Source organism: Mycolicibacter minnesotensis, from assembly GCF_010731755.1.
Taxonomy (GTDB): Bacteria; Actinomycetota; Actinomycetes; order Mycobacteriales; family Mycobacteriaceae; genus Mycobacterium; species Mycobacterium minnesotense.
On the sequence record NZ_AP022589.1, the window covers coordinates 4,084,368 to 4,107,463 of the forward strand.

At 67.8% G+C, this 23,096-nt stretch carries 7 protein-coding genes; 1 reads left to right on the forward strand and 6 read right to left on the reverse strand.

The genetic code is table 11. From position 1 onward, the window contains the following. Positions 1-5: 5 nt before the first annotated feature. Positions 6-686 carry a flavodoxin family protein gene (locus tag G6N09_RS18865; protein ID WP_083023407.1) on the reverse strand — a complete coding sequence of 227 codons (681 nt, stop codon included), beginning with the start codon at positions 684-686 and terminating at the stop codon, positions 6-8. Positions 687-921: 235 nt separating this feature from the next. Between G6N09_RS18865 and G6N09_RS18870 the strand changes: the two genes are divergently transcribed. Then, positions 922-1,752: a class I SAM-dependent methyltransferase gene (locus G6N09_RS18870; protein WP_083023411.1), complete on the forward strand. Its 831-nt coding sequence runs from the start codon at positions 922-924 to the stop codon at positions 1,750-1,752. Here G6N09_RS18870 and G6N09_RS18875 read toward each other — a convergent pair. The 5 genes from G6N09_RS18875 to G6N09_RS18895 are packed head-to-tail and all read right to left on the reverse strand — an operon-like array spanning position 1,745 to position 23,083. After that, positions 1,745-3,001, reverse strand: coding sequence for a phthiocerol/phthiodiolone dimycocerosyl transferase family protein (locus tag G6N09_RS18875; RefSeq protein WP_083023414.1), 1,257 nt, complete (start codon positions 2,999-3,001; stop codon positions 1,745-1,747). The genes G6N09_RS18870 and G6N09_RS18875 overlap by 8 nt on opposite strands. Positions 3,002-3,028: 27 nt before the next feature. Further along, positions 3,029-7,396: a type I polyketide synthase gene (locus G6N09_RS18880; RefSeq protein ID WP_083023511.1), complete on the reverse strand. Its 4,368-nt coding sequence runs from the start codon at positions 7,394-7,396 to the stop codon at positions 3,029-3,031. Positions 7,397-7,437: 41 nt separating this feature from the next. Then, on the reverse strand, positions 7,438-12,882 hold the full coding sequence (locus G6N09_RS18885) for a type I polyketide synthase (RefSeq protein WP_083023416.1): 5,445 nt from the start codon (positions 12,880-12,882) through the stop codon (positions 7,438-7,440). Further along, on the reverse strand, positions 12,882-18,314 hold the full coding sequence (locus G6N09_RS18890; protein ID WP_163752864.1) for a type I polyketide synthase: 5,433 nt from the start codon (positions 18,312-18,314) through the stop codon (positions 12,882-12,884). The genes G6N09_RS18885 and G6N09_RS18890 overlap by 1 nt, the downstream gene beginning before the upstream one ends. Further along, a complete protein-coding gene (locus tag G6N09_RS18895) occupies positions 18,311-23,083 on the reverse strand; it encodes a type I polyketide synthase (RefSeq protein ID WP_083028014.1) in 4,773 nt (1,590 codons plus the stop codon). The genes G6N09_RS18890 and G6N09_RS18895 overlap by 4 nt, the downstream gene beginning before the upstream one ends. Positions 23,084-23,096 lie beyond the last annotated feature (13 nt).

Sequence of the window (23,096 nt, forward strand, 5' to 3'; positions counted from 1 at the left end):
ACCTCTCATTTTCCGAACAACCGGCTGACCAGGCCCGCGGCGAACGTGCGGACCCGATCGAGCTGCTCGGGTTGGACGTTGGTGGGCGGCAGGCGCAGGCCCAGGTAGCGCTCCCGGTAGCGCCCGCTGCCCAGGTAGCTGGTCAGCGCCAGCATCGACCTCATCGGGTCGCCCGGATAGGTCAGGTGAATCTCGTCCTGATAGCGGCCGCCACACTCCTCGGCCAGCCGGCAGACTTCGGCATAGTTCTCCTGCCAGAACTCACGGCACACGGTAAACACCACAAACGGCTTGCCGTCCAGCAGCTTTCGCGCTTCTTCTGACTTCAAGAACGATCTGATCGGCATGGCGGGCGCCTTCCACCAGGTCGGCGAGCCGATGCAGATCAAGTCGTATGCACCGTCACGCACCGCGTCGGGAGTCCGGATCTCCCCCGTCTCGCCCCGCTGCTGCGCCTTGAGCACGCTGAGCATGTCAGGCCACACCCGGCGCAGCGGAAACTGGGCGAAACGTGGCGCGTACTGCGGGTCGGTGAATTCGATCCCCGCTGTGACTACCTCGCAGCCGTGCTGAGTGAACACCTCGCCGGCGGCCTCAAGCACCTTGAGCGACTGGCCGGAGAAGCTGTAGTACAACAACAGGATCCGCGGCGCTCGTCCGTTGCGCTCGCTGGCCTCAACCGCCATCTGTGCCTCCTATTTCCTGCGTCGGTCCCAGCTTCGGCTCTCCTGCGTCGAGCCTCGCTGAACCGCCGGTTTCCTGCGACTGTCCCAGCTTCGGCTCTCCTGCGTCGAGCCTCGCTGAACCGCCGGGTTCCTGCGTCGGTCCCAGCTTCGGCTCTCCTGCGTCGAGCCTCGCTGAACCGCCGGGTTCAAGCGTGCGGTGCATCGAAGATCCGTTCAGCGTATTAGGCTCGCCGACGTGGCAGACAAGATCCCCGTCGACCTGCACGGTGCCGCGGCAACCATGCTGACGACGCTCTACCTCAAGGCACTCGACGCCGATTTCGAATCGCCGGTGCTGGGCGATCGGTACGCCAAGGAAGCGGTAGACCGTATCGACTTCGACTGGGACGGACTCAAGGCCCCCGGGCGCTGGGCGCCCCTGGTCACGGTGCGCACCGCCCAATACGACATCTGGGCACGTCAATTCTTGGCCAGCCACCCGAACGCGAGCGTCATCCACCTCGGCTGCGGTATGGACGCTCGGGTGTTCCGAATCGACCCCGGGCCCGAGGTGGCCTGGTACGACGTCGACCAGCCCCCGGTGATCGCGTTGCGCAAGCAGGTCTATCCCGACCGCCCCGGATACCACCTGGTGGCGACGTCGGCGACCGACCCGTCGTGGATCGATGAGATCCCGGCAGACCGGCCGGTCCTGCTGCTGGCCGAAGGGATCAGCATGTACCTGGCCGAAGCCGACGGCGTGGCCCTGCTCCAGAGCATCGTCGAGAAGTTTCCGTCCGGCGAACTTCAGATCGACTTCTACAACTGGCTCGGAATCAAAACCCAGAAGACCCACCGTCTGCAGCGACAGTCCGGAGCCACCCTGCATTGGGCGGTCAACAGCCCCAACGACATCCTGGACAAAGTCACCGGAATCCGGCTGCTGGCAGCCGCCAATCTCTTCGACGCTCAGACCTTCAGCCGGGTCCCTGCCGGCTTCCGGCGATCCAGCCGGCTGGCCCGGGCAGTGCGGCCGCTGCGCGGAATGCTGCAGTACCACCGCTACGCCTTCGGCCCGGTCAGCTGACGCCGGCGGCGTGCTGATCGGCGATATCGCACAGCAGCGCGCGAATCGCCTCCACCGAGCGCTCCGGCGCCGGCCCATGGGAGTGGTATTCGATATTGAGCTGCCCAGAGAAGATCTGGGTGAAGTAGATGTCGATCCCCGCGCTCACGGCAAAGTACAGCTCGCCGTGTGTCGTGGTCACCTCGACGCCCGGTGGTGTCCGCACCGGCGGAACCAGACCGTTGTTGCTCAGGACGACGACGTCGGGCAGACCCGGCGGGTTTCCGACGTACTGCGGGCTGAAGTGCAGTCTGGACTGCTGGATGACGCCCTCGTCGAGATCTTTCTGGAAGTTCGCGGCGATATCGCGCGCCATCTCGACCAGATCGGTCTTGGCGTCGACCTCGGCGAGGTACGTGGCCAGCCCGATCGGGTTGGTGCATCCGGTGGCCGAAACCGGCGGTGACAGAAAGTATCTCAAGTCGACGGTGTAGACGTAGGGCACCGGGATACTCAGCTTGCCGCGCAGCTGCCATTCGGCGATCAGCACCGCAGCCGACAGCACCGCGTGCAGGCTCAGGTCGTGGGCCCGGCCGAACGCGACCACGTTGTCGGTCTGACTCTCGGTCAACCGGCATGACGCCATCGGCACGAGCATTGGCGACGACGGCGTCTCCTGTCCGACAGCTCGACGGGTCGGCGGCAGGTCGTAGGCGAACAGCGCCGGCATGAACCGCTCGATCCCGGAGCGCTGTTGCTTCGCGATCCCCCGATCGGCCAGCACCGCTTCGACGGACAGCGGAGCGGGCTCAACGTTGATCGCACCGATCCGGCCGGTGGTCACCAGGTCGGTATAGAAGGACAGCATCTCCTCGATCAGCGCGTACATGTGGTGACCGTCGGCGACGGCGTGATGCACGTACAGGGTCGGCTGGGCCTGCCCGTCGCGGATGATCACCCGCATCGCCACCAGCGACTCGCTCTGGTCGAAGCGCGGGGCCGGCGGCTGCGCGTCGGACCCGTCGAGTTCGATGACCTCGATGCCGTCGGGCATCAGGTCGTCGGTGACGAACTGGTGGCGCCCGTCGGGCAGTCGCTCCAGGCGCCCGGTGAGGATCGGATGCGCCTCCAGCAGCGCCTCGTAGGCCTCCGAGAGCAGATCGATGTCGACCGGACCAGTGACGTGTGCGGCGAGACCCACGAAATTGTGGGTTTCGGCCAGCATCTCCTCACTGATCGCCAGCTTCCTAATGACCGACGTGGCAAACACTTTCGGTTCTCTCCTAAATCGACAGGCCTAAGACAGCTCGACCAAGGTCATTTCGTCTTCGCCTTCCGAGGCCATGTCCTCTTCGGCGAGGGCCGCGCGGACCAGGTCCATCACCGCCGCGGAGAACCCGTCGGCGATCGCGCGCACCACAGACTCCGCGATCCGGCGACTGTCATGCCACCAATCCAGGTACAGCACACCGCCGGTGCGATAGGCCCGCAGCTCCAGCGCGTGCCCCAGCCCCGGGATCGCCTCGCGCACCGGCATCGCGGTATCGGGGTCGAACTGCACGGGAGCATCGCCGAGCGACGGCGGCTCGGGAATCGCCCCGACGTAGGAAAAGTGCACATCAGCAGGGGCAACCGAGCCGAACAGTCGCGCGGTCGGTGCGTACAGGTAGCGGAGCAGGCCGTAGCCGATCCCGTAATGCGGTACGCCGTCCAACGTTTCGTGGATCGAGTCCAGCAGCTGCCGAGCACTGCCCTGGCCGTCGGCGGAGCAGCCCAGCGCAACCGGGTAGAGCGTGGTGAACCAGCCCACGGTACGACGCAAGTCGACCTCGGGTTTGAGCACCGAACGGCCCGCTCCCCCCATGTCGACGGCGAGAGTGCCCTCACCGACCGCCGATCCCACCGCCCGGCTCAGCCCGGCCAGCAGGATCTCATTGATCGGCAGCCGCAGCCGCCGACGCGCATCGTCGATCTCGCTGGTGTCGGCCGCGGCCAGTGTCGTGGTGAGCTTGGACAGATCAGCCGCAGCCGGGGGCTCGGCGACCTCTGCGGCCAGCCGCAGCGTCGCCGACTTCGTTGTCTTCAGCCAGAATTCGCGGCTTTCCAGCACCGCCGGGTGGGTTGCCAGTCCGGCGCACCGCTGCGACCACTCGGTCCATCCGACCCCGACCGGCTGCAGTTCGATGTCGTTGCCGCCCAGCTTCTGACCGAAGGCGGTGAAGATATCGGTTACCAGGATGTCGCGGGAGGCCTCGTCGCCGACTCCTCCGTGCAGGCTCAGCGCGAGGTAGCACAAGTCACCCGAGGCGCCCCGGATGTAGAGCGCCGTCAGCGGCGGGCTGGCCAGATCCTGATCGCGGATGTGCTCGGCCAGCAGGGTGCGCACTGCATCGCCTTCGGCTGTCATGCCCTCGGGCAGCGAGTGGGTGCTGATCTCGCCGAACTCGCCGGGCTCGACGATCCGCTGCTCCCAGGTACCGGCCCGCTCGGTGATGCGCAGCCGCAGCGCGTCGTGGTGGTTGACCACCGCGGTCAACACGGCTGCGACGTCGTCGACTGAGACCTCGGGCCGCAGCCGCAGGATCAACGGGATACGCCAGCGACCGTGCTCGCGGACACCGTTTTCCAGGAAGTAGGTGATGTTCGGCGGTACCGGCGGGTGCTCCACCTCGCCGAGGGACTGGCGGCCCAGCCCGCCGGCGGTGTAACGGGCGGTCAGTGCCTTTGCCAGCGCCGCGACCGTCGGGTTGTCGTAGAGGTCCTGCGGGGTGATGTCCAGGCCCTCATGCGAGGCGGCCATAGCGACGCTGATCGCCACCAGCGAGTCGCCGCCGATGTCGAAGAAGTTGGCCGTGCGCTCGACCGAGCCGACACCCAGGCACACTGCCCAGATCCGTTGCAGCGTCGCCTCGATAGAGGTGCCGCTCGAGCCGCTGGTGCCGTTACCGCTGCCCTGCCCGCCCGCGGCGGCACCGCTCGCGGCACCCGCGCCGGACACCCAGGTGGCGCCGGCATTGTGCTCGAGCCAATGCCGTTGGCGCTCAAACGGATAACCGGGGACGGTGACACGTTGGGGCTGGTAGTCGCCGTGCAGCGGTGACCAGTCCACCTCGATACCGGCAGCCCACAGTTGACCCAGCGCCAGCAGGAAGGTGTCGCGGTCGTCGCGGTTCTGGGCGTGGTGGCGCATCAGACGGACGGCCCGATGTCCACTCGCGAACTTCGGGTTGCGGGCCGCGGAGGCGGTCAGAGTGGCACCGGGACCGACCTCGAGAAGGACGCGGTGCGGGTCGGCCAGCACGGTGTCAATCTCGTCGGCGAACCGCACCGTGGCCCGCACGCTGCGTGCCCATGTCGCCGGGTTGGTCGCTTCGCTGGGCGCCAACCAGGTGCCGGTCAGGTTCGACAGCAGCGGGATCTGCGGCTCGTTAAGGGTCTGGCGGGACAGGAAGGCGGTGAACTCCGAGATCATCGAATCCATCAGCCGGGAGTGGAACGCATGCGAGGTGCGCACCCGGCGCGCGTTGATTCCGGCCTGCTTGAGCCGCTCGGTGAAGTCGCGGATGTCGGAATCGGCTCCGGCGACCACGCAGCCGTCGGGGTCGTTGACCGCTGCCAGGTCGACGTCGCCGGTCAGGTAGGCACCGACCGCGTCGGCACTGATCGGCACGGCCACCATCACGCCGCGAGGTGCGGCGTGCATCAGCCGCGCCCGCATCGCCACCACCTTGATCGCGGTGTCGAGGTCGAACACGCCGGCGACGGTCGCCGCGGCGTATTCGCCGATACTGTGGCCGATCAGCGCCGCGGGCCGCACCCCGTAACTCTCGACCAACTTCGCCAGCGCGTACTCCACGGTGAACAGTGCCGGCTGGGTGCGGTCGGTGCGTTCCAGATCGCGCGAAGTGCCCTCGAAGATCATCGCGCGCAGGTCATAGCCCAGCTCTGACTCGAACCCGGCAGCGCAGCGGTCGAAGTACTCGGCGAACACCGGCTCGCTGTCGTAGAGGCCGCGTGCCATCCCGATGTGCTGGGCGCCCTGACCCGGGAACAGGAACACCACCCGGTCGGTGGCCTCAGAGCTCACCTCGGCGAGGTCGACGCCTTCACCGATGAAGACGTTCTCACTTTCCTCCGAACTGAGGACCGCGGCCGCGTCGGCGCGGTCGGCGACCACAGCCGCCAGCCGCAATGTGTGCGGCTTGCGACCGGCCAGCGTGTACGCGACGTCAGGCAGAGCGGACCCGTCCGTGTCGTCGACGCCGCTGAGCTCAGCGGACAGCTCGGCGCGTCCCTGCGCCAGCGCCTCGGCGGTACGCGCCGACAGCAACAGCACTTCGGGGCCTGGCTTGGGTGCCGACGCCGCAATGTCTTCTCGGGGCCACTCTTCGACGATGACGTGGGCGTTGGTGCCGCCCACGCCGAACGAGCTGACCCCGGCGCGCCGGACGGCCTGCTCGGTTTCCCAGGGCCCGTACTCCCCGCGGATCCGGAACGGGCCGGATTCCAGGTGCAGTTCGGGGTTGGGGCTGGTGTAGTGCAGCGTGCCCGGAATGGCCTGGTGTTTGAGGCACAGAATGGTCTTGATGAGGCTGGCAATACCTGCGGCCGACTCCAGGTGCCCGATGTTGGACTTCACCGAACCCACGTAGCAGTGGCCGGACCGTGGCTGATCGGAGACGGAGAACGCCTGGCGCAGGCCCTCGATCTCGATCGGGTCTCCCAGCGGGGTCGCGGTGCCGTGCGACTCGATGTAGCTGATGGTGGAGGCGTCCACCTCGGCCACCGCGTGCGCCTCGGCGATCACGTCGGCCTGCCCGGCGGCGGTGGGCGCGGCATAGGTCATCTTGGTGCCGCCGTCGTTGTTCAGCGCCGAACCCCGGATGACCGCGTGGATCTGGTCACCGTCGTCGACGGCCGCCTCCAGCGACTTGAGTACCACCACGCCGACGCCGCTGGAGAAGATCGTCCCGTCTGCCCGCACGTCGAACGGTCGGCAGTGCCCACTGGCCGAGACCATCGAACCCGGCTCGTGCCAATATCCGATGTGGTGTGGAACCCGTAGTGACGCCCCACCGGCCAGGGCCATGTCGCATTCACCGTTGAGGATGCTCTGGCAGGCCAGGTGCAGCGCGACCAATGCCGACGAACAGGCCGTCTGCACCGACAGCGCAGGCCCATGCAGGTCGAGTTGGTGGGCGACCCGAGTGGCCAGATAGTCCTTGTCGTTCTGCAGCGAGAGGTTGACCATCTCGAAGCTGACGCCCTGACCGATGATCAGGTTCGGGTCGTAGTGCGACATGAGGTTGTGCAGCAGGTAACCGCTGGTGGTGCTGGTTCCGTAAACGCCGACCGAGCCCTCGATCTCGCCGGGAAGGTAGCCGGCGTCCTCGAGGGCATGCCATGCCGTCTGCAGGAAGAGCCGGTGCTGGGGGTCCATGGTGCGGGCGGCCAGCGGGGTGAAACCGAAGAAGCTCGCGTCGAACTCGTCGATGCCCTCCAGCAGCGCGGCCCGGCGCACATAGTTGTGGTTGGCCAGCGCCTTGTCGCTCACACCATTGGCGCGCAGTTCGTCTTCGGACAGCGTGACGATGGATTCGGTGCCGGTGCGCAGGTTGTTCCAGAACGCCGACAGGGTGCGGGCGCCCGGAAAGCGCCCCGCCATGCCGACGACCGCGATCGCGTTTGCCGGCACTTCATTGTTGGTCACGAACGATCTCCTACTTTTCGCCGTGCCGCGGCCCGCTGGCGTGCCGCGGCACGCTGCTGAGCGCGGCCCCGAACACCGCCGACGTCGCCGGCGCCTTCTGCACCCTCTGGCTCGGCGAGGCCGAGCTGGCGGGCCAGGTCGGCGGCCAGGTCCGTCAGCGAGGCACCCTGCAGCAGCAGTGCGACCGGAGGCTCCGCTCCGAAATCGCCCCGGACGGTGTTACGAATACGGACCGCCATCAGCGAGTCCATCCCGAGCTCGGTCAACGGCCGGGCGGGCTCGATAACGCTGCCCTTGGGGTATCCCATGATCGCCATGATCCTCGAACCCAGCCGCGCAACAACGGCCGCGCTGGCCTCGGCAGCGCTGAGCTGCTTCAAGCCTTCCGGACCGGGCCAGCCATCATCGTCGTCGTCGAGGTCCAACTCCTCGGCAAGAGTGGCGAAGTACCCGAGTTGCTGCAGTTCCGGGAACGCCGCGGCCACCCGGTCCAGGCGTAGCCGTGCGACGCCGACCCGGGACAGGTCGCCACCCAAAATCGCCTCGAGAGCCTCCATGCCTTCGTCGGGGTTGATCGGGTCCAGGGCACTGAACTTGAGCTCCTGGGCGACCCCGACTCCGGACCACTGCCCCCAGTTGATGGTGATCGCCGGCAGCCCGGCGGACCGCCGCCACGCCACCAGCCCGTCCAGCCAGGCGCTGGCCGCAGCGTAGGCCGCCTGGCCAGGTGCCCCCAGCAATGACGAGGTCGAAGAGAATCCGACCCACCAGTCGAGGTCCTTACCGACCGTCGCGACGTGTAGACGCAGCGCTGCCGCGGCCTTGGGAGCCCACACCCGGCTCAGGGTGTCTTTGTCGATGCCGACCACGATCTGGTCATCGATCACCGCGGCACCGTGAATGACACCGCGCAGCACATGCCCGGTCTGCTCCGCCGCGGCCACCAGACTCTCAGCCACGCCCGGTGCCGCGAGATCGCCCGAGACGACCGCGATCTGGGCCCGCTCTTCAAGCTCGGCCAGTACGGCGCGCTGTTCCTCGGAGGGCTGCGATCGGCTGTTCAGCACGATGCGCGCGGCACCGTGGTCAATCAGCCAGCGGGCGACGACCAATCCGATGCCGCCCAGGCCGCCGGTCAGCACGTAGGCGCCGTCAGAGCGCACAGCCGGAACATCGGTCGCGGTCAGGGTCGCGCGCTTAAGCCGCTCGGCGTAACGCTTGTCCCCCCGCCAGGCCACCACGTCGTCGGTGCTCGCCAGCCCCAATTCGGTGATCAATGCCGCCACCGGGTCGGCACCCGCGTCCAGGTCGACCACACCGGTGCGCAGGTCCGGGTGCTCATAGGCCAACACCCGCACCAGCCCCTTGAGCGCACAGATTGACGGGTCACCCGCCTCCGCCTGCCCACCGGCGCCGACCGTCAGGCCATTGCGGCCCACCAGCCACAATCGCGGTGCGGTGCCATGCCAGCCGCCCACGAGGGTGCGCACCGTCGAAGCGACCGACCAGGCGAGGTCACGGCCGCGAGAGGGGGCATCGCCGGTTTCGCTACCGTCGAAGGCTCCCCGGGCCGCCAACACCACGACGCCGACCGGCGGCCGGTTCGGGTCGTCGGCGGTCTGCGCGAAGGCCTCCCGCACTGCCGCCTCACTGGTCAGATCCGCGGTGATCACTCGGCGGCTGTCGGATCCGAATCGCGCTGCCAAGTCAGCGGCCAGCGCGTGACTTTCGGAATCTTCGGCCAGCACCAGCCAGCTGCCGTCGGCGGCCGCCGGTGGTTGCGCGGGTGCGTCCGCGTCGATCCATTCGGTGTCGAAGATCTTCTGTGACAGCGGCAGTGGAACGGTCCGCCGCTGCACCCGCTGCAGGTAGATACCGGACAGCTCGGCGGTCACCGCGCCGGTGTCATCGGTCAGGGTGACGCGCCCCAGGATTCCGCCGTCGTCGTGGCTGGTCAGCTCGGCGTGGCCGCGTGCCCGGCGACCGACTTCGCCGAAGATCCGGATGTTCTCGACTGCCACCGGCAGGTAGGTGGCTTCTTCCATCCCGGCCGGACCCATCAAGGATTCGTCGGGCAGCGCTGCTGCCAGGCACTGCAGCGCTGCGTCGAGCATGACCGGGTGGATGCGATATCCGCGGTGCGCGGTGGCTTCGTCGGGTAGCACGATCTCGGCTTCCGAGGCGCCACCGGGCTTACGCACGATCCGGGTCAGGGCGGCGAAGGCCGGCCCGTGCTGCAGACCGGTTCGCCGCAGGGCCGTGTACAGGTCCGCCGGTGACAATGCGGTGCCACCGCTGGTGGGTGTCGGTCGTGGTGGCTCAGCGGCCGGCTGCGATGTGGCGGCGCGCGCCACAGCGTGTCGTGACCAGCTGCCGCCGGCCGGGCGGGAGTGGATCTCGATCCGCAGCTCTTCGGTGCCATCGGCGTCGTGCAACAGGCGCGTGGTGACTTCGGTGCGCTCGTCGACACGCAGCATCTGCTCGACCTCGACCCGGTCCACGGCGATCGCAGACGCGGGCAGCCCCAGGGCTTCGCCGGCGGCGGCCAACGCCATCTCGGCAAAACCGGTGGCCGGCATCACAACCTGGCCGTGCACCTTGTGGTGAGCCATCCATGCCACCAAGTCGGTGCCCACGTCGGCCTTCCAGACGTGGCCGTGGCCCGCCGGCAACTCGACGTGGACGCCCAACAGGGGATGCGCGTCGGCGGAGTGGCGATGGGCAGCCACCGGTGCCGCCCAGTACCGCGTGTGTTGCCACGGCCGGGGCGGCAAGTCGGCGCGGCCGATTCCGCCGTCGGGCTGCGACGCATCCGCCGATGGGGGCGCGACGGTCGCCAGGTTGGTGTGGAAGCTCAGTGCCTCCGGCTGATCCCGCAACAGCGTTCCGGTCACCACGCTGTCGCCGGAGGGCCGCGTCGTCTCGAGATTGCCGTTGATCGCATGGCTGAGCAGCGGGTGCGGGCTGACCTCGACGAAGGTGGCATGCGCCGCCGCGGCAGCGGTGACGGCTTGGCTGAATCGAACCGGGTTGCGCAGGTTGTGCACCCAGTAGTCCGCATCCAGGGCGGGCACGCCGGTTGCCTCGTGTCCGACGGTGCTGATCAGCGGAATCTTCGGCGCCGACGGCGTCAGATCGGCCAGTGCTCTCCGCAACTCCCCCAGGATGGGGTCAACGGTGGGGTGATGCGACGCAACATCCACCTCAACGCGGCGGGCGAGCTTGCCCTGGGCGTCGACGATCGCGACCACCGCATCGACCTGGTCGGGCGGACCGGCGATCACCGTCTGCTGCGGCGCGGCGTAGACCGCCACCGTGATGTCGGGGTGCGCAGCGACCAGCTTCTCGGCGGCATCGGCGTCCAGCTCCAGCAGTGCCATCGCGCCCTGGCCGCTCAATCGGGCCATCAGCTTCGACCGGGTGGCGATCACTTTCAGGCCGTCGGCGGGGCTCAGCGCACCGGCCACCACGGAGGCGGCCACCTCCCCCATCGAATGCCCGATCACGGCGTCCGGTTCGACCCCGTGGGATCGCCATAGCGCGGTCAACGCCAGCTGCATGCCCACCAGCACTGGCTGGATGCGGTCGATGCCGACCACCGGTTCGCCGGATTCCAGGACCTGCCGCAGCGAGAACCCCACCTGTGCAACGAAATCGGGCTCCAGCTCATCGACGGCGGCGGCGAAGGCCGGCTCATCGAGCAACAGTTGACGGCCCATGCCCGCCCACTGCGATCCCTGCCCTGAGTACAGAAAAACGGTTCCCTTGCCGCGCACCGCGGTGCGGGTACCGACCACCCCGGGGGCCGGGTATCCGCCGGCGACCGCCCGCAGCCCGGCCAGCGCCTGCTCGGTGTCGCGCGCGCAGACCGTGGCGAATTTGGCGTACCGGCTGCGGTGGTGGTTGAGGGTGTGGGCGATGTCGGCCAGTGGGACGGCCGCGCCCGGACCGTCGATCCAATCGGCCAGGGTCGCCGCCCAATCGGCCACTCGCTGCTCGTTCTTGCCCGATACCACCAGCGTGGCGACCGGATCAGCCGGAGCCGAGCCCGCCACCGGGTCGGGACCCTGTTCGAGCACCACGTGGGCATTCGTTCCACCCAACCCGAACGACGACACCGCGGCACGTCGTGGCCCCTCGGCCGCCGGCCAGGGTGTCATCTCGGTAGGAACGAACAGCCGCGTCGGGGACGGGTCGATCGCCGGATTCCACTTGGAGAAATGCAGATTCGGTGGGATCTTCCCCCGCTGCACCGATAGTGCGGCCTTGATGAAACCTGCGATTCCCGCGGCCGCCTCGAGGTGTCCGATGTTGCTCTTGACCGCACCCAACGCGCACTTGTCGGCACCGCGACCGTAGACGTCGGCAAGCGCCTCGAACTCGATGGGGTCACCCAAAGCCGTTCCGGTGCCGTGGGTTTCGACCAGGTTGACCGAGTTGGCGGCTACGTCGGCGCTGCGCAGAGCCCGGGTGATGGCGTCGATCTGGGCGAGCGTGTTGGGAGCAGTCAGTCCATTGGACTTGCCGTCCTGATTGATCGCTGAGCCGCGGACCACGGCCAATACCCGGTCGCCGTCGCGGATGGCGTCGGTGAGGCGCTTGAGCACCACGATCCCGGCGCCTTCGCCGCGCACGAATCCGTCGGCGCCTGCGTCGAAGGTGTGGCATCTGCCACGCGGGGACAACATTCCCCACTTAGCCATGGCGATCTGGGTTTCCGGTCGCAGAATGAGGCTGACGCCTCCGGCCAGAGCCAGGTCGCTCTCGCGCATTCGCAGGCTCTGGCAGGCCATGTGGATGGTGACGAGCGACGAAGAACACGCCGAGTCCATCGCGACGGCCGGTCCGCGCAAGCCGAGCAGGTAGGCGATCCGGCCCACAGCGACCGCGTGGGCGTTTCCGGTCGCGGAGTAGCCGTCGATAGCATCAGGGTTTGCTGCCGAAATACCTTGGTATTCGGTGTAATACACACCCATCATTACCGCGGAGCGGATTCCCGACAAGGTTTCCGGGGACATCCCGGCGTGCTCGAGGGCCTCCCAGGCCACTTCGAGCATCAGCCGCTGTTGCGGGTCCATTGCCTCGGCCTCGCGCGGAGAGATCCCGAAGAAGTCGGCGTCGAATCCGGCGACGTCGGAGATGAAGCCGCCCCACTTCGATGACATCCGACCCGCAGCCAAGGGGTCGGGGTCGTAGTACTCCTCGGCATCCCAGCGATCCGCCGGGATTTCGGTGATGGCGTCGCGCCCGTTCTCCAACAGGTTCCAGTAGGCGTCCGGGCCCGAGGCGCCGCCCGGAAAGCGGCAGCCGATGCCCACGACGGCGATCGGCTCGGCGGCGGCGATCCGCGACGCCTTGTCGAACTGCTCGGTCAGCGCCCCCCGCTTGTCGGCGCCCATCGCCGACATCCTGTTGAAGATCGTCGTGGAGGTTCCCGTCATCAATGAATACCGCTCTCGCTACCGGTCGAAGCCGACTCGACCTGATCGAACAACTCGTCCAGCACGCCGCCGGAAGAGCCGAACCCCAAATCATCGTCGTCTTGCCCTGGTGTGCTGTCCGGCACGGCATGACGCGACGCCAGCAGTCCCACCAGATGCGTCGCCAACGCTGAGATGCTGGGGTGATTCCACAGCATTGACGCCGACAAATCCACCCCCACCAGTTGTTGTGTCTCTTTCAGAACCGTCATCGCAATCATGGAATCCAGTCCCATCTCCGGGAAAGGCTGATCCACGTCGATTGCGGTCGCCGATGTCCGCAGTTCGCGGGCCAGGATAGCCTGCAACCTGACCATCAACTCGTCGTGCCGTTCGCCGGCCGGGATGGTCGACCAGTCCGGGGCGCCCTGTGCCGACGCGGCCGTGGCGCCGCCACTGGGTTGCTCATCCGTCACGGAAGCAGCAAGGGCCACATCCGCCTCACCGATGAGCGGTTCGAAGAAGGTCAGATCCCGGAACTCCGGCGAGGTGGTGACCGCACGGTCGATACGCAGCCGTGCAACCCCGACCCGGCCCTGGACGCCGGCTCCCAGCACCGCATCGAGGGCTTCGATGCCTTCCTCGGGGCTGATCGGGTCGAGGACGCTCAATGTCATCGACTTCCCGAGACCCACGTCGGACCACTGGCCCCAGTTGATGGCGGTGGCGGGTAGCCCCGAGGCGTGTCGCCACGCCATCAGCGCATCCAGCCAGGCGTTGGAGGTGGCGTAGCCGAGTTGACCGGGCAGACCCAGCAGCGCGGCCATTGAGGAGAAGCCCACCCACCAGTCGAGTGGGGCGGCTGCGGTAGCGGCATGCAGCCGCGCGGCGCCGACGGCCTTGGCCGACCAGACGCTCTCCAGGCTCTCGCGAGTCACGGCCGTCACCAGGCCGTCACCCAGCACACCGGCGGCGTGCACGACCCCCCGCAACGGCTTGCCGGCCTCCTGCGCCGCGTCGACCAGACGCTGCGCCACCCCTGGCGCACTGATGTCACCGGCGACGAACACCACCTGCGCACCGGCGGACAATTCGGCGATGACGGCGCGCTGTTGCTCGGTGGGCTCGCTGCGGCCATTGAGGACGACCCGCCCGGCACCGCGAGCCACCAGCCAGCGAGCGACCACAGTGCCCAACCCGCCAAGACCACCGGTGAGCAGATACGAACCGTCCGCGCGAACCTCGGCCTGGGTGGGGGCCCCGCCTAAGGCGGCCCGCGTGAGCCGCTCGGTGTGGCGCCGTCCGCCGCGCCACGCGATCACATCGTCACGCAGCGAAGCGCCCAGCTCAGCGAGCAGAGCTTCGGCCTGGGTAGCGGCATCCACCGAGGCATCCAGGTCGACCAGGGTGACGCCCAGGTCGGGCTCATCGGCGAGCACGCGGGCGAGTTCGCCGGGGAATCGCCAGGTGCGGACCACACCCTTGAGGGCCCCGATGGCGGGATCGCCGGGTTCGGGACGCTCATCGCCGCCGAAGGCCAATCCACCGCGGCTCACCAGCCAGAGCCGCGGCGTGGTGCCTGCAGCCGCCTGCTGCCAACCGTCGACCACGGCACGGGCCGTCGACGACGCCGTCCAGATGAGCTCGCGGGCGCGTTCCAGGGCACCGTCTGGGTCGGATTCGTCGAATCCGGCTCGGTCCAGGAAGACCACGACGCCGGCCGGCGGATGGGTGGGATCGGCGCCGGCTCGGGCGACCGCCTCCCCCAGGGCCGGTTCGTCGGCGAAGGGGCCGGACACGACCTTGCGGTTCGGCCCGCCCAGGCGTGCACTGAACTGCGCGGCCAGTTCCCCGGCAGAGGGCTCGGCAAGCACCAGCCAGCTGCCGTCGGCCACCCCGGTCCCCTCGGGTGCCGGCGACAGAGCCCATTCGGTGGCGAACAGCTTCTGGTCCAAGGGCACGCTCAGGGAGCGGGGATCGAGCGGGCGCAGCTCGACGCCGCTGAGTTCGGCAACGGCGGTGCCCACGGCGTCGGTGAGGACCACACGGCCAACGGCCACCTTGTCTTCGCGGCTGCTCACCTCGGTGTGGCATCGCACCTGACGCCCGGAAGCAGCGAAAACCCGTACCTGCGCCACGGCCACCGGCACGTAACCACCCTGCGCGGCATCGTCGGCACCGAGGTCCGCTGACAGCTGCCGCAGCGCGGCATCCAGTACGGCCGGGTGCAGGCGATACGCGGCGTGCGTGGCCACGTCATCGGGCAGGGTCAGCACACGGTGCACGGAGTCCTCTTCGGGCTGCGCGCCCACCCAATCCGCCGTCGCCGCTGCCACATCCGCGACCGCATACCGGGTCCAGGATTCGCCTGCCGGACGGGCATGGATCTCGACCCGGGTCTGGCCATCGGCCCCGCTGAGCTGGGTGGTGACCTGCATCCCGCGCTCCAGCACCAGTGGCTCTTCGATCTGCAAACCGGTCACCGCTATCGACTCGGCCGCTCTGCCGAGGGCCTGGCTGGCCGCCGCCACCGCCATCTCGATCAGTGCCGCCGCGGAGGCAACGGCCTGTCCGTGCACCGGTTGGCCGGCCAGCCACGGCATGGCCTCGGCACGGAAGTCGTTCTGCCAGATGTGGTCGCCGCCGCTGAGCATCTCGACGTGTACGCCGAGCAGCGGATGCACGTCCGGTGCCTGGCCAGCACGTCCGGGCACCTGGAGCCAATGCCGGGTGTGCTGCCAGGGGCTGCTGGGCAGTTCGGCGAAACCGCCCTGTGCGGTGGCGGCGCCGCTGTGGTGCCGGCCGAGTTCGGTGAGCTGAACATGGAAACTCAGAGTCTCGTCGTCACCCCTGCGCAGGGTCGAGGCCACGGTCAGCGGTTCGACGGCGGCAGCTTCGGCCGTCTCGATGATCGAGTGGGTCAACAGCGGGTGCGGGCTGATCTCAATGAACGTGTCGTGATCAGCCGCCGCCACGGCCACGGCCTGGCTCACCAACGCGGGCTGGCGGACGTTGGCCACCCAGTAATCCGCATCCAGCACCGGGGTGGGCCCGGATGCGTCAACGACAGTGGAGATGAACGGGATCTGTGGTGTCTGCGGGGTGACATCGGCCAGCTCAGCGCGCAGTTCTTCAAGGATCGGATCCATGAACGCGGTATGGGAAGCCACCTCCATGTTCACCCGCCGCGCAAACCGCTCCTGCCCAGCCACCTCAGCGATCACCGCATCCACATCCGCCGGCGCACCCGCCACCACCGTCTGCCGCGGCGACAAATACCCCGCCACCTCAACACCGGGATACCCCGCCAACAACTCCAACGCGGCCGCAGCATCCAACTCCAACAACGCCACCGCACCCTGACCGGCCTGGCGCGACATCAACGCCGAACGCACCCCGATCACCTTCAAACCCTGCTCCGGCGTCAGCGCCCCGGCCACCACCGCCGCAGACACCTCCCCCATCGAATGCCCCAACACCGCATCCGGAACAACCCCATAGGAACGCCACAACGCAGCCAACGCCAACTGCAACCCCATGATCACCGGCTGCACCTGCGCATCACCGGACACCTCACGGCCCTGCTCAATCACCTCACGCAGCGAAAAACCCACCTGCCGAACAAAAACCGGCTCCAACTCATCAACCGCCGCCGCAAACACCGACTCATCGGCCAACAACCGACGACCCATCCCCACCCACTGCGAACCCTGACCCGAAAACACAAAGACCGGCCGAGATGTCGCCGGCCGCGGCCGGGCTTCGGTGACGCCGGGGGCAGACTCCCCGGCAGCAAGCGCGGTCAGTCCGGCCACCGCGGCCGCGTGGTCGCGAGCGCTGACGCCCGCGGTGTACTTGAAGCGGCTTCGGTTCTCCCGCAAGGTCTCTGCGATGTCGGCCAGCGCGATGTCGGCGCCGTCGGTGGCCATCCACTGCGCCAACACCCCCGCAGTAGCCGCAATCCGCGCCGGCGACTTACCCGAAACCACCAACGTACTCACCGGCACCACCGCAGACCCCGCTGCCGCCGCAACCTCAGCCTCGGGAGCCTGCTCCACAATCACATGCGCATTAGTGCCCGACACCCCAAACGACGACACCCCAGCCCGACGCGGACGCGACACCACCGGCCACCCCATCGCCTGAGCAGCAATCACAAACTTCGACGCCCCCACACCCGCATTCGGCGTCAACTCCGAAAAATTCACATGCCGCGGAATAAAACCCCGCTGCACCGACAACACCGTCTTAATAAACCCCGCAACACCCGAAGCCGACTCCAGATGCCCCACATTGGTCTTCACCGACCCCACCACCAACGGCGCCGACGAACCACGCTCACCAAACACCGCCGACAAGGCATCCAACTCAATCGGATCACCCAACGCAGTCCCCGTGCCATGCGCCTCGACATAATCAATATCGGCCGCAGACAACCGGGCCGACGCCAACGCCGCCCGCACCACCTTCTGCTGAGCCGGACCCGACGGAACCGTCTGACCCGACGACGGCCCATCCTGATTCACCGCCGAACCCCGCACCACCGCCAAAACCCGATCACCATCACGCTGGGCATCCGACAAACGCTTCAGCACCACCACCCCAGCGCCCTCGCCCCGCACATAACCATCCGCGGCCGCATCAAAAGTCTTGCACTGCCCATCCGGGGCCAACATCCCCCACCGCGACGTCGCAATACTGTGTTGCGGGGTCAACATCAGGTTCACCCCGGCCGCCAACGCCTGATCCGACTCCCGCCGCCGCAAACTCGCACACGCCAAATGAATCGTCACCAACGACGACGAACACGCCGTATCCACCATCATCGCCGGACCATGCACACCCAAGAAATACGACAACCGACCCGCCGCAAAATTCGGTGCATTCCCAAAGGAGAGGTAGGGGTCGTTGTCGCGCGGGCCGGTCCGTTCCGCTGCGGCCAGTACGTAGTCGTTGGTGGTCAGGCCGACGAAAACCCCGGTCTGCGTACCCCGAATCGCCTCCTTGGTGATCCCGGCATGCTCCAACGCCTCCCAGGCCACCTCCATCAACAACCGCTGCTGAGGATCCATCGCATCAGCCTCACGCGGCGAAATACCAAAAAACTCCGCATCAAACTCCGCCGGCTGCCACGACGTCAAAAACCCGCCCTCACGCGAACAAATCGTCCCCGGCACCGAATGATCCGACGAAAAAAACTCATCCGCATCCCAACGATCCGCCGGAACCCGAACAATCCCCGAACCCTCATCACACAACAACTGCCACAACGCAGCAGGACCATCCACCCCACCAGGCAGACGACACCCCACACCCACCACCGCAATCGGCTCAGTATCGCCCGCCTCAGCAACCGCCAACCGCGCCGTCAAATCATCAATCTTGCGCAGCGCCTCAGCAACAATCGCCCGACGATCCGGCCCCCCGACCGACGCAGCACTCTTCTCGCTCAACTCAACCTCTCCGAGAGCTGCGCGAGCAGCTCATCATCACTCATGTCGTCATAGGCGTCGGCGCTGTCCTGCTCGGCGACCTCTACCAGCTCGGGCAGGATCGTTGCCAGGTAACCCGTCAGTGCGTCGATGGTCGGGTAGTCGAACACCACTGCGGCCGGCAGGGTCTCGCCGAGGCTGTCGGAGAGTGCGCGCTGCAGGGTGACGCTCATCAGCGAATCCATGCCGGACGCGAAGAAGCCGGCCATGGGGTCCAGCGCGTGACGCGAACCCAGGCCCATCGCGGCGACGACCTGGTCGATGACGTGTTCGCGCAGCAGCGCCCCACGCTGTTCGGGTTCCGCCTGCGCCAGCCCACGGCGGAACTCGGTGCTCTGCGCCACCGCCCCGTCAGCCGGTGCTTCGCCGGTCGACAGGTCGTCGACGATGTGCAGGGCTGCCCGAGTGCGGTACGCGGCGGCAAGCCGCGGCCAGTCCGCCGCGACCACGGTGTGCCGCGGTGCGCCCGGTGCACCGATCACCAGTGGCAGTGCGCCAATGGCCACCGGGTCGTCCATGGGTTCCAGGCCGGATTCCACCGTCACCTGGCGCTCGGCCTCGGACTGGTTGTCGGTCAACGACTTCCACAAGCCCCAGTTGATCGCCGTGGCCGGTAGTCCGGCTGCGCGACGTGAGTAGGCGAAGGTGTCCAGGAAGGTAGTGGTGGCCGTGTAGTGCGCCAGCCATCGCGACCCGGTGATACCGGAGATCGACGAGAACAGCACGAAGTAGCGAACCGGCTGCCGCAGTGAAAGCTTGTGCAGCAAGGCGACCACGTCCAGCTTCGGGCGGAACATGGTGGTGACATCGTCATCGGTCATGTCGCGCAGGGTCACCGGGCCACCGGCGAAAGCGGCAACATGAATACCCTCGAGCGCCGGCAGGTCGGCTCCGAACCGGTCGAACAGCGCACTCATGGCGGTCTCGTCGGCCGCATCGGCGGGAACCGTCACCAGTGTCGTTCCTGCCGAAGCCAACTCCGCGGCCAACTCCTGCAGGCGTGAACCGGGGTTGCGGGACACCGCAACGATGGTCTTGGCGCCGCTGGCCGCCAATTGACGCACCAGATGCGGACCGATGTTTCCGGTTGCGCCGATGACCAGATGCGATGTCTCGCTGTCGAAGCGGACCGGCGCAGCTCCAGTGGGCCGACCGCCGAGCAGACGGGGCACCCGACGGATGCCCGCCCGGTAGACGACCTGATCCTCGTCATCGTCAGCGGCAGCCTCGGCAACCAGGTACCCCGACACCACCGCAGCAGGTACCGACTCGTCGACGTCGATTACCCTGCCCCAGATCTCCGGGTGCTCCAAAGCCAGGCTGCGGCCCAGTCCCCACAACACCGCATGTGCGGGATTGGCGCGATCACCGTCGCCGACGGGCTGGGCGTTGCGCGTCAGCAGGTACAACTTCGCTGGGCTCGACGCCTGCTCCGCCATCGCGGTGACCAGTCGACGCGCCGCGTGGAACACCGCGTAGGCGGGCCGGGCGCTGAGGCTGGCCGCATCCACCGGCGGTGCATACAGGACATGCGTGGCGCCGGCCAGAGCCGCGGCCAGTGCCGCCCCGTCATCGGCCAGTACCGCCGCGTCCAGGGCGGTCACAGCGCCGCTGCCTCGCGCGCCGATCTCGGAGCCCAACTCGCTGTCGCCGATCACCAGCCAGGACTGCTCGGCGGGGCCCTCGCCAGCCGGCGCCTCGGCTGCCGGCCAGGTCAACTCGCACCACCAGTCCTGGGGGACCGTCCCGGCACTGCCGGTGACACGTGGTGGCTCCCCACCCGCCGTGGGTGCCGGCCGGACGGTCTTGGTCTCGATCCAATAGCTGCCGTGCTGCCACGGGGTGGTGGGCAGTACCGGGTGCGGCTCGGGTGGGTGCGGTGTCTGCGGCGGCTGGGTGGTGTGGGTGCGGTTGAGATTGGTGTGGAAGCTCACCGCGTCATCGGCGTCGCGGACCAGGGTCCCGACACTGTGGTGGTGCCCGTCGAGCTCCTCGACGGTGGCCGCGATCGCCTGGGTCAGGATCGGGTGAGCGCTGACCTCGACGAAGGTGGTGTACTCACTGGCCGCAGCGGCGACCGCCTGGGTCAGCAGAGCGGGCTGACGAACATTGTTCACCCAGTAGTCGGCGTCCAGCAGCGGCATGCCGCCGGCGGGCATCGCCGATTCGGTCACCGTGGAATAGAACGGGATGGTGGCGACCTCGGGCGTCAGGCCTGCCAGCGCCTCCCGCAATTCCGGCAGGATCGGATCCATCAACGCGGTGTGCGAGGCGACTTCCATGTTGACGCGCCGCGCGAACTTGTTCTGACCGCTCACCGCGGCGATGACCGCATCGACGTGCGCAACTGGGCCTGCCACGACCGTCTGCTTCGGCGACAGGTACCCCGCGATGCTGACGTCGGGGTATTCGGCGATACATGACCCGGCGGCTTCGGCATCCAAACTCAGCATGGCCACCGCGCCCTGCCCGGCCTGCCGCGACATCAGCTGCGAGCGCGCCGCAATGACCCGGAAGCCGTCGGCCGGGCTCAGTGCACCGGCGACCACCGCGGCAGTGACCTCGCCCATGGAGTGGCCGATGACGGCGTCGGGGTGCACACCATAGGAGCGCCACAGCTCGGTCAGCGCCAACTGGAGCCCCATCAGGACAGGTTGTACCTGCGCGTCTCCGCTGACCGGTTCACCGGCGGAGATCACCTGCCAGAGCGAGAAACCCACCTGTTCGACAAACACCGGCTCCAGCAGGGCCAGGGCACGGGCGAACGCCGGCTCGTCGGTGAGCAGCTGGCGCCCCATGCCGACCCAGTGCGAACCCTGGCCGGAATAGACGAAGACCGTGCCCGGACCACACGGGCCGTCATGCGGGCCGATGACGCCACACTGCAGACCCTCGACCGAGGTGCCGGTCGCCAAGGCCCGCAAGCCTCCGACCGCTGCGGAGCGGTCACGCGCGCACACGGTGCCGAACAGGGGCTGCCGGGCGCGGTGGTGATTGAGGGTGTGCGCGACATCTGCCAACTGCACCGACGCCCCGTCGCCGTCCAGCCACTGCGCCAGGTCACGGGCGGTTTCGGCGATCCGTTCCGGGGTCCGCCCGGACAGCACCAGCGTTGTCACTGCCGGATCGGCTTCACGACCGGTGATCTTCGCGGGCGGCGCCTGTTCGACAACGACGTGAGCATTGGTACCACCGAATCCGAACGACGAGATTCCGGCCCGCCTCGGGTGGTCCGATGACGGCCAATCTTGTTGCTCGGCAACAACCTTCAGGCGCATCTGATCGAAGGTGATGTGCGGATTCGGAGTGTTGAAGTGCAGGTTCTTCGGAATCTGGCCGCGTTGCACAGCCAACACCGTTTTGATGAACCCCACCATGCCGGCGGCGGCCTCAAGGTGGCCGAGGTTGGTCTTGGCGGCGCCGAGCAGCAGCGGCGACTCCGGTGATCGCCCCCGCCCCAGCACTGTGCCCAATGCCTTGGCCTCGATCGGATCACCCAGAAGAGTTCCGGTTCCGTGGGTTTCGACATAGTCGACTTCCTGCGGCGCGATTCCAGCATCGGCGTAGGCCGAACGCAGCACAGCCATCTGGGCAGCGGGGTTGGGCGCCAGCAGACCATTGGAGTGGCCGTCCTGATTGATCGCCGACCCGCGCACGACCGCCAGCACTCGGTCACCGTCGCGCCGCGCGTCGGACAGGCGCTTGAGCACCACCACGCCGCAGCCCTCGCCGCGGACGAATCCGTCGGCGTCGGCGTCGAAGGCGTGACAGGCTCCGGTCGTCGACAAGGCACCGCTCTGGTCGAAGCCCCGGAACACCGCCGGTGACATCAGCAGGTTCACCCCGCCGGCAATCGCGGTCTCAGACTCGCCGGTCCGCAGGCTGCGGCACGCCAGGTGCAGCGCAACCAGCGACGACGAACACGCGGTGTCCACCGTCACCGACGGGCCGCGCAGATCCAGGAAATAGGAGAGCCGGTTGGCGATGATGCTGAGCGCTCCGCCGGCGTTGCTCCACGCGTCCACACTCTCCAGGTCGGAAGACGCATGGCAGCCGTATTCGGTGATGCTGGCCCCGACGAACACGCCGGTCTGCGATCGGCGCAACGCGGTCGCCGGGATTCCGGCGTGTTCCAATGCCTCCCAGGCGACTTCGAGCAGGAGGCGTTGCTGCGGATCCATCTTCACCGCTTCGCGGCTGGAGATGTCGAAGAACTCGGCGTCGAAGGCGGCGATATCGCGCAGGAATGACCCCCAGCGCGTGGTGCGTGCGATGGTGTTGGCGGTCTCGGGCGAACCGTCGTCGAACGGCGCCCAGCGATCTGCGGGCACTTCGGTCACCGCGTTGCCGCCGTCGATCAGGAACTGCCACAGCGCGTCCGGTGAGTTGATGTCACCGGGAAACCGGCAGCCCAGTCCGATCACCGCGATGGGCTCGTCGGTGCCGAAGCGGCCAGGCTCCGACGTCGACTCGTCATCGGCGGATCCAGGCTCGATCAGGAACCGGGCCAGTTCGGCGACCGAAGGGTGCTCCCACAGTTCCACCGGTGAGACCTTGCGTCCCAGTAGCTCAGACAGCTCTCCGCACAGAACGACGGCGTCACGGGAACCGACGCCCAGGTCGTTGAGAGACGCGGAGAAATCGATGTCCGCAAGGCTGCAGCCGATGTTGGTGACCAGATAGTCGGCCAGCCAGTGGCGCAGTGCCTCTTCGTCAAACGCTGCCGTCATGCGGGGAACTCGA

Coding starts and splice junctions, on each gene's coding strand:
- G6N09_RS18895 (WP_083028014.1), bottom strand. CDS start 23,083: ATGACGGCAGCGTTTGACGAAGAGGCACTGCGCCACTGGCTGGCCGAC.
- G6N09_RS18865 (WP_083023407.1), bottom strand. CDS start 686: ATGGCGGTTGAGGCCAGCGAGCGCAACGGACGAGCGCCGCGGATCCTG.
- G6N09_RS18880 (WP_083023511.1), bottom strand. CDS start 7,396: ATGGCGGGGCGCTTTCCGGGCGCCCGCACCCTGTCGGCGTTCTGGAAC.
- G6N09_RS18885 (WP_083023416.1), bottom strand. CDS start 12,882: ATGACGGGAACCTCCACGACGATCTTCAACAGGATGTCGGCGATGGGC.